The sequence below is a fragment of the Rhodobacter lacus genome (assembly GCF_042683065.1).
GTDB classification, from domain to species: Bacteria; Pseudomonadota; Alphaproteobacteria; order Rhodobacterales; family Rhodobacteraceae; genus Rhodobacter; species Rhodobacter lacus.
The window spans coordinates 117,943-131,499 of record NZ_JBHUIX010000002.1 but is presented as its reverse complement, the minus strand read 5'-3'; the positions used below and the strand labels follow the sequence as shown (position 1 = coordinate 131,499).

General features: G+C 66.8%; 10 protein-coding genes and 1 tRNA gene. 6 read left to right on the top strand and 5 right to left on the bottom strand.

Annotation, left to right across the window (positions count from 1 at the left end):
- Positions 1-268 precede the first annotated feature (268 nt).
- The 4 genes from ACFSM0_RS01355 (at position 269) to ACFSM0_RS01340 (ending at position 6,200) form a co-directional block, all read left to right on the top strand.
- On the top strand, positions 269-1,693 hold the full coding sequence (locus tag ACFSM0_RS01355; protein ID WP_377386017.1) for a sensor histidine kinase: 1,425 nt from the start codon (positions 269-271) through the stop codon (positions 1,691-1,693).
- A 104-nt stretch (positions 1,694-1,797) separates the two neighbouring features.
- A tRNA-Arg gene (locus tag ACFSM0_RS01350) sits at positions 1,798-1,874 on the top strand.
- 242 nt (positions 1,875-2,116) lie between these two features.
- A complete protein-coding gene (locus ACFSM0_RS01345) occupies positions 2,117-4,861 on the top strand; it encodes a sensor domain-containing protein (RefSeq protein ID WP_377386014.1) in 2,745 nt (914 codons plus the stop codon).
- A gap of 88 nt (positions 4,862-4,949) precedes the next feature.
- On the top strand, positions 4,950-6,200 hold the full coding sequence (locus ACFSM0_RS01340; protein WP_377386011.1) for a cyclin-dependent kinase inhibitor 3 family protein: 1,251 nt from the start codon (positions 4,950-4,952) through the stop codon (positions 6,198-6,200).
- Here ACFSM0_RS01340 and draG read toward each other — a convergent pair.
- The 3 genes from draG to dapA all read right to left on the bottom strand — a co-directional run bounded on the left by draG (position 6,166) and on the right by dapA (position 8,856).
- The gene (draG, locus tag ACFSM0_RS01335) at positions 6,166-7,035 is read right to left on the bottom strand and encodes an ADP-ribosyl-[dinitrogen reductase] hydrolase (protein WP_377386008.1); all 870 of its coding nucleotides are present in this window, start codon (positions 7,033-7,035) and stop codon (positions 6,166-6,168) included. The two genes, ACFSM0_RS01340 and draG, sit on opposite strands and share 35 nt — an antisense overlap.
- Positions 7,025-7,846, bottom strand: coding sequence for an NAD(+)--dinitrogen-reductase ADP-D-ribosyltransferase (locus ACFSM0_RS01330; protein WP_377386005.1), 822 nt, complete (start codon positions 7,844-7,846; stop codon positions 7,025-7,027). The genes draG and ACFSM0_RS01330 overlap by 11 nt, the downstream gene beginning before the upstream one ends.
- Before the next feature lie 137 nt (positions 7,847-7,983).
- The gene (gene dapA / locus ACFSM0_RS01325; protein WP_377386002.1) at positions 7,984-8,856 is read right to left on the bottom strand and encodes a 4-hydroxy-tetrahydrodipicolinate synthase; all 873 of its coding nucleotides are present in this window, start codon (positions 8,854-8,856) and stop codon (positions 7,984-7,986) included.
- A gap of 140 nt (positions 8,857-8,996) precedes the next feature.
- Between dapA and ACFSM0_RS01320 the strand changes: the two genes are divergently transcribed.
- Positions 8,997-10,940: a lytic transglycosylase domain-containing protein gene (locus tag ACFSM0_RS01320; RefSeq protein WP_377385999.1), complete on the top strand. Its 1,944-nt coding sequence runs from the start codon at positions 8,997-8,999 to the stop codon at positions 10,938-10,940.
- Here ACFSM0_RS01320 and ACFSM0_RS01315 read toward each other — a convergent pair.
- Together ACFSM0_RS01315 and mnmC2 are read right to left on the bottom strand one after the other, a co-directional pair.
- Positions 10,937-11,815 (bottom strand): DMT family transporter, encoded by an 879-nt coding sequence (locus ACFSM0_RS01315; RefSeq protein WP_377385996.1) that lies wholly within the window; start codon positions 11,813-11,815, stop codon positions 10,937-10,939. The two genes, ACFSM0_RS01320 and ACFSM0_RS01315, sit on opposite strands and share 4 nt — an antisense overlap.
- Complete coding sequence (mnmC2, locus tag ACFSM0_RS01310; RefSeq protein WP_377385993.1) at positions 11,812-12,477, bottom strand: tRNA (5-methylaminomethyl-2-thiouridine)(34)-methyltransferase MnmC2; 666 nt, start codon at positions 12,475-12,477, stop codon at positions 11,812-11,814. Before mnmC2 ends, ACFSM0_RS01315 begins: the two co-directional genes overlap by 4 nt.
- 51 nt (positions 12,478-12,528) lie before the next feature.
- Between mnmC2 and ACFSM0_RS01305 the strand changes: the two genes are divergently transcribed.
- A partial coding sequence (locus ACFSM0_RS01305; protein WP_377385990.1) for an NAD(P)/FAD-dependent oxidoreductase occupies positions 12,529-13,557 on the top strand: 1,029 nt, incomplete at its 3' end.

Here is a 13,557-nt window from a genome sequence, read left to right as displayed (position 1 = left end):
GATTCGGCTTCCCCTGCATTCGAAGCCCGGTCTTTAGGGGCATCGTCTGCACAAGTCAATTCTTCCTTGCGGGTTTTTTCACGTGTCCGGGTGCCGTGTGCGCGGCGCTCGCCTTATCGTTGCAAAAACCCGCATCAGCACCCTTCCGCCCACGCGGATGTGAGCCTATTTATTCCCCGAATGCTTTGGTATTCCATAAAAACGCCGAAGAACTTCGGTGGGGGATCGGAAGGGCCCCCCGGCGGACGGCCCGCCACATTGGGACAGGATGAAGGTCAACACACTCTCGGGGCGGTTTCTGGTGCTCACGACGATTTTCGTCGTGCTGGCCGAAGTGCTCATCCTGCTGCCGGGCCTTGCCAATTTCCGCGAGGATTACCTGCTGACAAGGCTTGAACGGGCGCAGATCGCCTCGCTCGCCCTGCTCACCACCGATACGATGATCGAGCCCGATCTGGAGCAGGAACTGCTCGACAATGCCGGCGTCTATAACGTGGTATTGCGGCGCGATGCGGCGCGGCAACTGGTGCTGTCCTCCCCCATCCCGCAGCCCATCGCCGCCACCTATGACCTGCGCGAGGAGCCGTTCTGGAAGCTCATGCGCGATGCGCTCGCCGTGCTGATCGACCCCGAGGACCACGTGATCCGGGTGATCGGCGATCCGGTGCAAAAGGGTGGGCTGGTGATCGAGGTCACGCTTGCCACGGCGCCGATGCGGCTCGAGATGATCGAATACGGGCTGCGGTTGCTCACCCTTTCGGCGGTGGTCTCGGTGCTCACGGCGCTTTTGCTCTTTTTGCTTGTGCGGCGGCTGATGGTGGTGCCCATCAAGCGCGTCGTCGCGCATATGGCGGCCTATGCCGAGGCGCCGGAGGATGCGCGCACGATCATTGCGCCGCAGGCCCGGATCGAGGAGCTGCGCGTTGCCGAAGAGGCGCTGGCCTCAATGCAGCTGCAGCTCACCGCAGCGCTGCGGCAAAAGGAGCGGCTCGCCCAGCTTGGGCAGGCGGTGGCGAAGATCAGCCACGACCTGCGCAACATCCTGACCACGGCGCAGCTTTTTGCTGACCGGATGGAAGAATCGAAAGACCCCGCGGTGCAGCGCGCGGCACCCAAGCTGATGGGCTCGATCGGGCGCGCGGTGAACCTGTGCGAGACCACGCTTGCCTTTGGCCGGGCCGAGGAGCCGCCGCCGCGGCTTGCGCCCTTCGATCTGGGCGGGCTGATTGCCGAAGTGGTCGAGGGCGAAGCGATTCCCGCGCGTGCGGCGCAGGTGGATTTTGTCACCGATCTGCCGCCGGAGCTGGTGATTCAGGCTGACCGCGAGCAGCTTTATCGGGTGCTCTCCAATCTTGCGCGCAATGCCCGGCAGGCGATCGAGGCAACGGGCAAGCCCGGCACGATCGAGTTTGGCGCCGGGGAGATGAGCGCCGCGGACGGCGAGGCGGGCTGGTGGATTCGGGTGCAGGACACCGGGCCCGGCCTGCCCGCAAAGCTGCGCGAACGCTTGTTCCAGCCGTTCTCCGGCACCTCCAAGAAGGGTGGCACCGGGCTTGGCCTTGCGATTTCGGCCGAGCTTGTGCGCGGTCATGGCGGTCGGCTGGAGGTTGTGCGTTCGGATGAAACCGGCACCGAATTCCGCCTGACGCTGCCCTGCGCGCTGACGCTGGAGGGCGAGCCCGCGGCGCACTGAAGCCGGAACCAGCGCTTTTCCGGGTGCTGGTGCAGAAACTTTGCGATTGCCGGCATTTCCCGCTTGCATTGGCTTCGGGGCGAGGCTACATCGCCCCCCACAGTGGACCCGTAGCTCAGCTGGATAGAGCATCAGACTACGAATCTGAGGGTCGGGCGTTCGAATCGCTCCGGGTCCGCCATTCCCCAACTCCTCCCCGCCGCCCAAAATACCTCACTCCGGTCGGCGAGCAGGTCGTTCGGTTGTGACCTTGTTCCGGCCGAGCTTTCGCTCAAGGCCAGCGCAGGCTCTTGAAAATACTATGTAAATCAAATGCATGTTGATCTGGCAGAATCACCCTCGGGGGTGATCTAGGGTCAACTGTGCCAGTTCGATCGCGCTGTGCATCCAGTCAAGATGCGCGGCTGCGCCCGGGAGTATCGGATGTCTCATTGGAAAGGCCCGAAAGCGGCGGCATTTGGTGTTGCCGTTGCTTATGCGGCGTTCACGGCGCTTTACATCGTCGTGAGCGACGGTCTGCTGGAGCTCCTTGTTCCCGATGTCGCGCAATACAAGCTGTTGCAGACGGTCAAGGGCGTCACGGCCATGCTGTTGAGCGCGCTGCTTTTGTGGTTCCTGCTCATCCGGGTCTGGACCCGTCTCGATCAGCTTCTCATGGATGTGCGCATTGCCCGAAATCGCCTGATCAGCGCGCTGCGCGCGGCGGGCGGGGCGACATGGCGCGCCGAGCGCAATGCCGCGGGCAAGCTGGTCGTCATCCTGAATGGCAATCCGTTCCGGGATGTTGGTGATTCGATCGAGATTCTCGGGGATTTCGACTCGATCCATGCGCGGATTCACCCCGATTTCCGCGCCGCGCATCAGCGCTTCGTCGATCTCATTCGCTCGGGCGCAAAGGCGCTGTCGCCGCTGACGCTCCGGCTTCGCGACAAGGATGACGACTGGCGCTGGATCAAGATTGTGCCCGACCCGGATTTCCACACGAATGCGGACGCGGGGGAGGTTTACGGTGTCGCCTTTGACGTCACGGATCTGCAAGACGCGAGCCAGGCGCTGGAAGACGTGATCGCGGGGGGCGAACTTGGCACCTGGCGGCACGATCTGCGCACCGATCGGCTCACCGTGAATGCGGGCTGGACGGAGATGCTGGGCTACCGCCTTGAGGATCTGCGACCGCAGGTGATCGACGACTGGCGTGCGCTGGTGCATCCTGACGATCTGCGCGAACTGGGGACGTTTCAGGCCGAGAAATTCCTCAATCACGACTATTACTTCACCAGCGAATTCCGCATGCGGCACAAGGACGGCCACTGGGTCTGGATCCTGTCGCGCGGCAAGGCGGTGGAAACCGACGAGACCGGCAAGGCTCTGGTGCTGTCGGGCGTGCATATCGACATTTCCCAGCGCAAGGCGCTCAAGGCCGCGCTGCTGGAGAAAAGCGATTTTCTCCAGCGGCTGACCGAGACATCGGTTTCGGGCATCCTGTCGATCGACGCCGAGGGCAGGATCGTGTTTGCAAATCTGGAGGCGCAGCAGATCCTCGACACTGAGGGCAGCGGCCTTGTGGGGCGTGATCAGGCGGTGCTTGGCTGGCAGACGCGCGAGACTGGCGAGAGCGGGGCGGCCCAGGGCTTTCCGATCGACCGGGTGCTGAACGGGGGCGAGGTTCTGCGCGACCTGCGGCTGACCCTGCCCCTTTCCGATGGCTCCGAGCGGGTGATTTCCGTCAATGCCGCGCCGATGACCCCGCGCGGCGGGGTGGCGCAGGTCGTCTGTTCGGTCTCCGACATCACCCAGCGGCTGATCGACGAGCGCCGTCTTGCCCAGGCCGCGGAGGAGGCGCGCTACGCCGCCCGTCATGACCCGCTGACGGGGCTGCCCAACCGCATGTTGTTCGGGGCCCATGCCAAGGCGGCGCTGACCGAGGCGCGCCATGCAACAGGCTTGGTGGTGCAGGTCTTTCTTGCCATCGACCAGTTCCAGCAGGTCAAGGACCGGTTCGGCCCGGTGCTGGGCGACCGGCTGATCTGCATGATCGCGCAACGGCTGGAGCGGCTTCGCAAGGGCGCGCAGGTTCTGGCGCGCGTCGGCGCCGAGGAATTCAGCCTGCTCGACCGGCTTGATCTGGCCGAGGATGCACAGAGCCTTACCGAAATGCTGGCGGCAGCCTTTGAAACGCCCTTCGATCTGGAGGGGCAGCCGGTGTTTCTCACCGCGTCGATGGGGGTCTCGCTTTTCCCGATGGATGCGATGAACGAGGAAGAGCTTTGGCTCAACGCCGATCTGGCGATGTATGAGGCCAAGGCGCTCGGCGGCAACCGGTCGGTGCGGTTCACTGCGGCGCTGCGAGACCGGATGGCGCGCGAGGCGCGGATCGGCCAGTCGCTGCAACGCGCAATTCGGGATCGGGCCTTTGTTCTTGTGCTGCAACCGAAGGTCTGCCTGAACAATCCGGCGCAGATCGCCGGCGCAGAGGCTTTGGTGCGCTGCTCCGAGCCCGATCTGGCCGGGATCGGCCCGGCCGATTTCATGCCGGTGGCCGAGCGCACGGGGTTGATCCGCGCCATCGACCTGCTGGTGATCGACATGGTTGGCGCGTTCCTCGAAGAGTTGCGCACGCGCGATCTCGCGCTTCATGTGGCGATCAACCTCTCCCCCGAGAGCTTGCGGCAGGCGGGCTTTGGCGCCGAAGTGCTCGCGCATGCCAAGTCGGCCGGGCTCAGCCCCGAGACCGTGCAATTCGAGCTGACCGAGGGCGCGGTGATCGACCTGCAATCGGAAGCACGTGGCAATATCGAGATGCTGCTCGCCGAGGGCTACGAGCTTTCGGCCGACGATTTCGGCACCGGCTATTCGTCGATGAGCTATCTGCAGCAATTGCGCCTGAAAGAGATCAAGATCGACCGCAGCTTCATCTCGCGGCTCGGGCTCGACAATGGCGCCTCCGATGCGATCGTGCGCGCCACGATCGCGATGGCGCAGGCGCTGGGCTTGCGCTGCGTTGCCGAAGGGGTGGATACCGACGCGCAAGTCGTGTGGCTCAATGCGCAGGGCTGCGAAATCGGCCAAGGGTATCATTTTGGCCGTCCGGTGCCGCCCTCGGTCTTCCTTGAAACCTATCTGCAGCCGGGGGCGGCGTCGAAGCCGCCGTGCCGCGCGTCACGGTGATGCAGCCCGGCGCCTTGCCGCGGCAGGGCGTTGCATGGGCGCGGCCTTCGTGGTCCCCTGCCGCAGAGGCAAAGGGAAAGGCCGAGCGATGCGCACCAGCAAGACCCATCCGTTGCAGATTGCCGAGGTGGTCCCGGCGCCGGGTCTGGGCCGGATCGGGCTGACGTTCTGCCCCGGCAAGCATGACCGCGCCGCCTATTCGGGCGCATGGGCGCGCGATCTCGACCTTGATCTTGAGGCCATCGTCGCGTGGGGGGCGCGGGCGCTTGTAACGCTGGTTGAACCTGAGGAGCTGATCGCACTGAAGGTGCCGGGGCTCGGCGCGGCAGCGCAGGCGCGCGGGCTGGTCTGGCGGCATCTGCCGATTGCCGATTATTCCGTGCCCGATGCGTTGTTCGAGGCGCGCTGGGCAAGCGAGGGGCGGGCCTTGCGTGATGCCTTGCGCGCGGGGCAGGATATCGTTGTGCATTGCAAGGGCGGGCTCGGGCGTGCCGGGATGATCGCCGCGCGGCTGATGGTGGAGCTTGGCACCGAGCCCAAGGCCGCGATCCGCGCGGTGCGCGAGGCCCGGCCCGGTGCCATCGAGACGCCCTCGCAGCTTGCGCTCGTGCGCCGCACCGAACGGCAGGAGGAACCGCTCCAGATCGACGTTGCCTCGATGACCCGTGAGGGCGGCCGGCTCGGCACCAATCCGGGCGGGATCTGGGCCGATACGCAGGGGCGGCGCTATTATGTGAAAGAGCTTGAGAGTGCCGCCCATGCGCGCAACGAATATCTTGCCGCGGCGCTCTACCGGCTCGCGGGCGCGCCGGTGCTGACCTATGTGCCCTGCGCCGCGCCCGATCAGGTGGCAACGCTTTTTGTGCCGGTGGAAAAAAGCTGCGTGGCGAAGCTTTCGCCAGAGGAACGGCGGGCGGCGCAGCAGTGGTTTGGCGTGCATGCATGGCTTGCCAATTGGGATGCCGCGGGCGCGCTCGGCGACAATCAGGGGCTTGTCCATGGCACGGTGACAACGCTCGATGTGGGCGGCGCGCTGGCGTTTCGCGCTCAGGGAGACCCGAAGGGGGCGGCGTTCGGCACGGAGGTGGGCGAGATTGAGCGGCTGCGCACCGATCCAGACAACCCTCAGGCCGTCGCGCTCTTCGGTCCGATGCGCGCGGCGGATCTGGCGGCGGCGCTCGCGGTGGTGACACGGCTCCCCGATGCCGCGATCGCCCGCGTGGTCGCCGAGGCCGGGTGCGGCGAAAAGCTCGCCGCCAAGCTCCTCGCCCGCAAGCAAGACATCGCGCGGCAGGACGCGGCGCTCAGAGCCTCAGGAGTCGCGGCACCTGATCGGTGATTTCGTCCTGCACCTGCGCGTCGAGCACCTCAAGCCAGCGCAGCGGCAGCGCTTCCAGCCCCCAGAGCGCGCCCGCCAGCATGCCGGTGAGCGCCCCCGTCGTATCTGCATCGCCGCCCTGATTGACGGTGGCGATCACGGCATCTTCGAAGCTCTCGGCGGCAAGGAGATGGTGCAGCACGGTTTGCATCGTTTCGACCACATAGGCCGAGCAATGCCCGCGATAGGGCGCGAAGCGGAACGGACGATGCGTGGCGACGAGCGCCTCCGCCTCGTGCCGCAGCCCCGCCTTGCCCGCGCCGGCAATCAGCGCCTGCGTGGCGCGCACCAGCATCAGGCAGGCGGCATCGGAAAGCGGGTTGTTATGGGTCGTATGGGCTTGGCCGAGGGTCCAGACCTCGCGGCATGCGGGGCGCTCCAATGTGGCGAGCGCCACGGGCAGCACCCGCATTGCCGCGCCATTGCCTGCGTCATCCTCGGCCACGGGGCCGGACACCGAGCCATCGCGCAAAAACCGCTTGATGCCGCGTCGACAGGTGGCGCCAACATCCGCGGGCTTCGTTGCGAGCCAGGCGGCAAATTCCGCGCACAGATCCTGCGCGTCGAACCCGCCCGCGCGGATCAACGAGCGCCCGAGCGCGAGCGACATCTGCGTGTCATCCGTGACCGCGCCGGGCGGGAGCCGAAGCCAGCCGCCGCCGGTGATCTCGCGGTGCTGGCCGATCTGCGCCGCAATCTCCCGCGCCGTCATGAATTCGGTGGTGGCGCCAAGCGCATCGCCGAGCGCAAAGCCAAGATAGGCCGCAAGCGCCCGGTCCTCGCGGTCAGACATCATCGAAGCGCACCTGATAGGCCCCGCCGATCGCGAGGATCTCGCGCTCCCCATGGAGCAGCCGCGAGGGCAGCAGCCCGGGGTAGGAAAGCACCTTGGCGAGCGGCACCTCGGTCGTCAGGATCTTGTCGCCAAAGCAATCGGCCACCTCCCGCTCCGCCGAGAAAGAGACCAGATTGTTGAGCCGCATCACCGCCGCGCGCTTGCCGATCCGCTCGAGGATCGCGTGGTTTTCGAGCGCATTGACGCCGCGGAAAAGCGTCAGATGCTGCCGCCCCGGAAAGCCGAACCGCGGCCCCGCCCATTGCGCAAATTCGTAAAGCAGGTCGAGCTGGGGCCAGATCGCATTGCCATGAAAGCCGCTTTGCATCTTTTCGCGCACATAGTCCTGCCAGGCAGGGCTTGCCACGCCCTCAAGGATCTCCTTGTGGAAATTGGGGGCAATGCCGAACCGGCTTTCCACCCAGCCCTTCAGCACGGCGCCCTCGGGGCCGTTGCTGTCAAAGGCCCAGCCCTGCAGAAGCCGCAGGAAGGAAGAGCGGAACGGCCGCTTGCCGCCCGGCACCTCCTGCTGCTCGGGGTCGATGCCGAACATCGCCTGCATATAGCTCAGGAAGGCCTCGCCCGCCTCGGCACCGCTTTCGGCCTGATCGAGCATGGTGAACAGGGCGGGGTTCATCTCGCGCACACCCGGAATGTGCAACGCCTCGGGCGCGTCGTTGAAGCCGCAGCTCGCAAGCCAGCCCGCGGGCCGCCCCACCATATTGGCAGAGTGCCCGATGCCCTCCCTGTGCTGCGCAACTGTCTCGACCATCGGCGCGATGATGCGCCAGCCCGGCCCCCCTGTGAAGAGGCCGCGTGGCTTTCATCTTGCGACAAATATCTCGGGGGGCGTTTTCGGAACGAAAACGGGGGGCAGAGCCCCCCGCAACGGTGATGTTTCGCGCGCGCTCAGATCAGCCCGGCATGCGCCATCGCCGCGTCGATCGCGGCTTTGGTGGGATCGGTCAGCTCGGTGAGCGGCAACCGCACCTCGGCGCTGCAGAGCCCAAGCTTCGACATCGCATATTTTGCGCCCGCCACGCCCGGCTCAAGGAAAATCGCGATATGAAGCGGCAGGAGCTGGTCTTGATAGGCCAGCGCCTTGGCGTAATCGCCCGCGAGCGTCGCGGCCTGCATCTCGGCGCAAAGCTTCGGCGCCACGTTGGCGGTGACGGAAATGCAGCCCACGCCGCCCATCGCGTTGAAGCCCACCGCCGTCGCATCCTCGCCCGAAAGCTGAATGAAATCGGCACCGCAGGTCATGCGTTGCTTCGCCACCCGGCTCAGATCGCCCGTGGCATCCTTCACGCCCACAATGCGCGGCAGCTTGGCCAGCTCGCCCATCGTTTCGGGCAACATGTCGACGACGGAGCGGCCCGGGATGTTGTAGATGATGATCGGCAGGTCGCAGGCATCATGCATGGCTTTGAAATGGGCCACCATGCCGCGCTGGGTCGGCTTGTTGTAGTAAGGCGTCACCACAAGCGCGGCATCTGCGCCATTTTCGGCGGCGTGGCGGATCAGCTCGATGCCTTCGGCGGTCGCGTTCGAGCCCGCCCCCGCAATCACCGGCACGCGACCGGCGGCGGTTTCCACCACCACGCGCACCACTTCGTTGTGTTCTTCGTGGCTCAAGGTGGGGCTCTCGCCGGTGGTGCCAACAGGCACAATCCCGGTGCTGCCCTCGGCAATATGCCACTCCACCAGCTTCTTGAGCGTCGCCCAATCGACGGCGCCGTTCGTGAACGGCGTGACGAGTGCGGGGAAGGACCCTTTGAACATGACACGCTCCTGAGTGGGTGAGGGCGGAATCGCCCGGTTGAAAATTGCGCGGACCATAGGCGAGGCGTGCGAGCTTGCCAACTTGTGAATTGCAACCGCCCCACCGAGCAGGCAGGAAGAGGAAAACGCCGAGCAGAGCCATGATCAGAACTCCTCTCCTTGTGGCGTTTTTCGCCACATCCCTCGCCTTTTTGCCGCTTGCAGCCCGGGCCGACGATCCGGCGGGCCTTGCCCGCGCGCTTGCCGCCTCTGCGCGCGAGGATTGGGGGCCGGCCACCGCCGAGGCGCGGGTCGCAGGCCCTCTCGCGCTTGACGTGATCACATGGCAGCGGCTGCGCGCCGGCACGGGCAGCCTTGCCGAATATGCCGATTTCATCGCGCGGCGGGGGGACTGGCCGGGGATCGAGCTTCTGCGCCGCAAGGGGGAGGCAGAGCTTGCGGGCGCATCGCCCGCCGCGGTGATTTCCTATTTTCGGGGCGCGGCGCCGCAAACGGGCACCGGCGCGCTTGCGCTCATCGCCGCCTATCAAGCGCAGGGCGCACCCGTGCAGGCCGCACATGTGGCCGAGGCCGCGTGGCGCTCGCTGACGCTCACGCCCGCGGAACAGGCGGCCTTTCTGGCCTCTTGCCCGGAACTTGTCGCGCCCCATCACGGCGGGCGGATGCAGGCGATGCTCGATGCGGGCGCGCTTGCTCAGGCGCGTGCGATGCTGCCCCTTGTCACCCCCGGCACCCGCGCCGTGGCGGAGGCGCGCCTTGCGCTGCAGGCGCGCGCGCCGGGGGTGGATGCGCTCGTGGCGGCGGTGCCCGAATACATGCTGGGCTCGCCCGGGCTCGCGCGGGATCGCGCCTGGTGGCGCTGGCGCAACGATCTTGAGCCCGGCGCCGCCGAGATCATGCTCGCGTTCTCCACCTCTGCCGAGACCTTGGGGGAGCCCGAAGCCTGGGGCGATCTGCGGCAGCGGCTGGTGCGGTTTTTCCTGCGCGCGGGCGATGCGCGGCTTGCCTACAAGCTCGCCGCGCGGCATCGGCTTGCGCCGGGCGGGGCGGACTGGATCGAGCTGGAATGGCTCGCGGGCTATGCGGCGCTCAAGCTTGGCGATGCGCCGACGGCGCTGGGCCATTTCGAGCATTTCGACGCGCATGTGACGAGCCCGATCTCGAAATCGCGGGCCGCCTATTGGCGTGGGCGCGCGCTCGAAGTGCTGGGCCGGGAGGGGGAGGCGAAGATCGCCTATGCCGAGGGCGCCAAATTCCAGACCGCTTATTACGGGCTTTTATGCGCGGAAGAGATCGACGCGCCCTATGATGCCGCTTTTGCCGTGCCGCCGCCGCTGCCGGACTGGAAAGGCCAGAATTTCACCGCCGAGCCGGTGTTTCAGGCCGCCGCACTCTTGCAGGCGGCAGGAGAGACGGCTTTGGCCGAGCGCTTCATCCTGCATCTGCAAGAACGCCTGCCCGCAAGCGAGATCGCACCGCTCGCCAAGCTTGCCGAAGACTGGGGCAATCCGCATCTGACGCTCAGCCTCGGCAAGCGCGCAACGGCGGCGGGCACGGTGTTGATGCGCGCCTATTATCCGCTTCCGGTGCTCAACCCCGAAGGCTTTGAGGTGCCCGAGGAGCTTGCGCTCTCGATTGCCCGGCGCGAGAGCGAATTTGACCCGGCGGTGATCAGCCATGTCGGCGCGCGTGGCATGATGCAGCTGATGCCCGGCACGGCAAAGATGATGGCCGCGCGCGAGGGCGTGGCTTACGATCTTGCGCGCCTGACCACCGATCCAAGCTACAATGTGCGGCTTGGCACCGCTTATCTGGCCCAGCTCGAAGAGGAATTTGGCACCTCGCCGGTGCTGATCGCGGCGGGCTACAATGCCGGGCCGGGGCGGCCGCGGCGCTGGATCGCGGAGCGGGGCGACCCGCGGCGGGCCGCAGTTGATGTGGTCGACTGGGTCGAGATGATCCCGTTTGACGAGACGCGGAATTATGTGATGCGGGTGGCCGAGAGCCTGCCTGTCTACCGCGCGCGGCTCGGGCGGCCCGATGCCGGGCCGGTGCGGTTCACCGCCGAGCTGCGCGGGCGCTAACGCGCCTTCTGGCGGGTGCGGGCGCGCCAGAGCGTGAACAGCCCGGCGCAGACCACGACGCCCGCGCCCATCGCCACATTGGGGCGCAGCACATCGTCAAAGACGAGAATGCCGAGCCCCGCCGCCCAGACCAGTTGCAGATAGGCGAAGGGCTGGATCGCAGAGGCCTCGGCGATCTCGTAGGCGCGGATCAGCAAGAAATGCGCGGTGGCGGCGCTGAGGCAGAGCGCGCCCATCCAGAGCCAGTCGGCGCCCGCCATCGGCTCCCAGAACCACAGCCCGAGCGGCGTCATCACGAGCGCGCCAATGAGTCCGGTCCAGTAGAACGAGACCGAGGCCGGGTCTTGCCGTGCGGCATAGCGGGTAAGGAGCGAATAAAGCGCGAACAGAAGCGCGCAGAAAAGCGGGATCGCCGCCTCGGGGCGGAACACGCCCACACCGGGTTCGAGGATGATCATGATGCCCGCAAAGCCGATGCCGATTGCCCCCCAGCGCCGCCAGCCGACCTTTTCGCCCAGAACCGGGCCGGAGAGCGCGGCGACAAGGAGCGGGTAGGCGGCAAAAACGGCATGGCTCTCGATCAGCCCGATCAGCACGAAGGCCTGCACGAGAATCACGATCTCGCCGATCAGAAGGAGCGCGCGGATGATATGGATCACCGGCTGGCGGGTGGCGAGCGCGCAGCGCAGCCCGCCCTCGCTGCGCAAGGCCAGCGCCAGGGTGAAGAGGGCAAAGAACCAGTAGCGGACCGTCACCACCATATAGACGTTATAGGCGCCCGAAAGATGGCGCGAGATGCCGTCCTGCATCGCGAAGATGAAGGTGGTGAGCACCATCAGCCAGATGCCGCGGCCGGTGTTTTGAACGGCGCTCATGCGCGGCCCCCCCGGCTCATGTGGCGCTTTCCGGCGTGCCCGGGCGCGCGCGTGACCGTGAAACCCGCGGCTGCGAGGCCGCGGCGCACGAAGCCCGCGGCGGTATAGGTGGCGAAGGTGCCCCCCGGTGCGGTATGGCGCCCGACCTCGGCCATCAGATCCTCGCCCCACATCTCCGGGTTTTTGGCGGGCGAGAAGCCGTCGAGATACCAGGCATCGGCTTTCTCGCCCCAGCGCGGCAGGGTGTCGCGCACATCGCCAAGGATCAGCTCGACCGAAAGGCTGCCCAGTATGAACCGGGTTTCGCTGCGCAGCATGGCGGCCGCGAGGGGGGCGGCGAGCGCCTCTGCCTCGGGGAAGGCGGCGAGCGCGCGCGCCATCTCTTCGCCCGACATCGGGAACGCCTCAAAGCTTGTGAACCGGATCGGCAGATCGGTCGCGAGCGCAGTGGCGATCAGGTTCAACCCGGTGCCGAACCCAAGCTCGGCAATATGAAAGCCGGGGCAGAGCCGCGCCGGCAGATCATTGCCGGCAAGAAAGACATGGCGGGTTTCGGCCAGCCCGCCGGCAAGGCTGAAATAGGGGTCGTCGAAGCGCGTTGAAACGGGCGTCGATCCGTCGCGCCAAGCGAGCGCGGCTGGGCTCTGGTCTGGGGAGGTCATCGGGGGTAGTGCCAAGGGAATACTGGGCGACACTGACGAAAGGAACGCGCAATGGCAAGGGGTGACTGGGTAACGGTGCGCGGTGGCGGCGTGTTCGGGCTGGCCTGCGGCTACGAACTCGCCAAACGGGGCATGAAGGTGCGGCTGATCGAGCGCGCGCGGATCGGCGCGGGGGCCTCGGGCGGCACGGTGGGGATGCTCTCGCCGCATGTGCCCGACCAGTGGAACGCCAAAAAGCAGTTCCAGTTCGAAAGCCTCGTGATGTCTGGCGCGTTCTGGGACGAGGTGAGGGCGGCGGGCGGCGTTGATGCGGGGTTTGCGCGCGTGGGCCGGCTGCAACCGATTGCGAAGGAAGCGGGGATTGCGCTGGCCGAGGCGCGCGCGAAAGATGCCGCCGAGAACTGGGGGCCAGAGTTTCTCTGGCGCATCGCGAAGGTCGAGGAGTTTGGCGCCTTCGCCCCGGTCTCGCCCACGGGCCTTGTGATCCACGACACGCTCTCGGGCCGGGCCTCGCCGCGGCGCGCGGGCGCGGCGCTTGTCGCCGCGATCGAGGCTCTGGGGGGCGAGGTGATCCTGGGGGAGGCGGAAGAGCGCGGCCCGGTGCTCCATGCGACGGGGCTCGCCGGGCTCGAAGCGCTGAACGCCGCCTTCGGCAAGCCGGTGGGCAGTGGCGTGAAAGGGCAATCGGCGATCCTTGCGCATGATGCCGGGCCGGTGCCGCAGATCTTTGCCGAGGGCGTTCTGGTTGTGCCCCATGCCGATGGCACGGTCGGCGTGGGCTCGACCGCCGAGCGGGAATACACCGACCCGACCAGCACCGATGCCCAGCTTGAGGATGTGATCGCGCGCGCCCGCGCGCTTGTCCCCGCGCTCGCCGGGGCCGAGGTGGTGGAGCGCTGGGCAAATGTGCGCCCGCGCGCGGCCTCGCTCTCGCCGATGCTGGGCGCCTGGCCGGGGCGCGCGGGGCATTATATCGTCAATGGCGGCTTCAAGATCGGCTTTGGCATGGCGCCGAAAGTGGCCGTGGTGATGGCAGATCTGGTGCTCGACGGCATCGATGCGATCCCCGAGGGGTTCCGC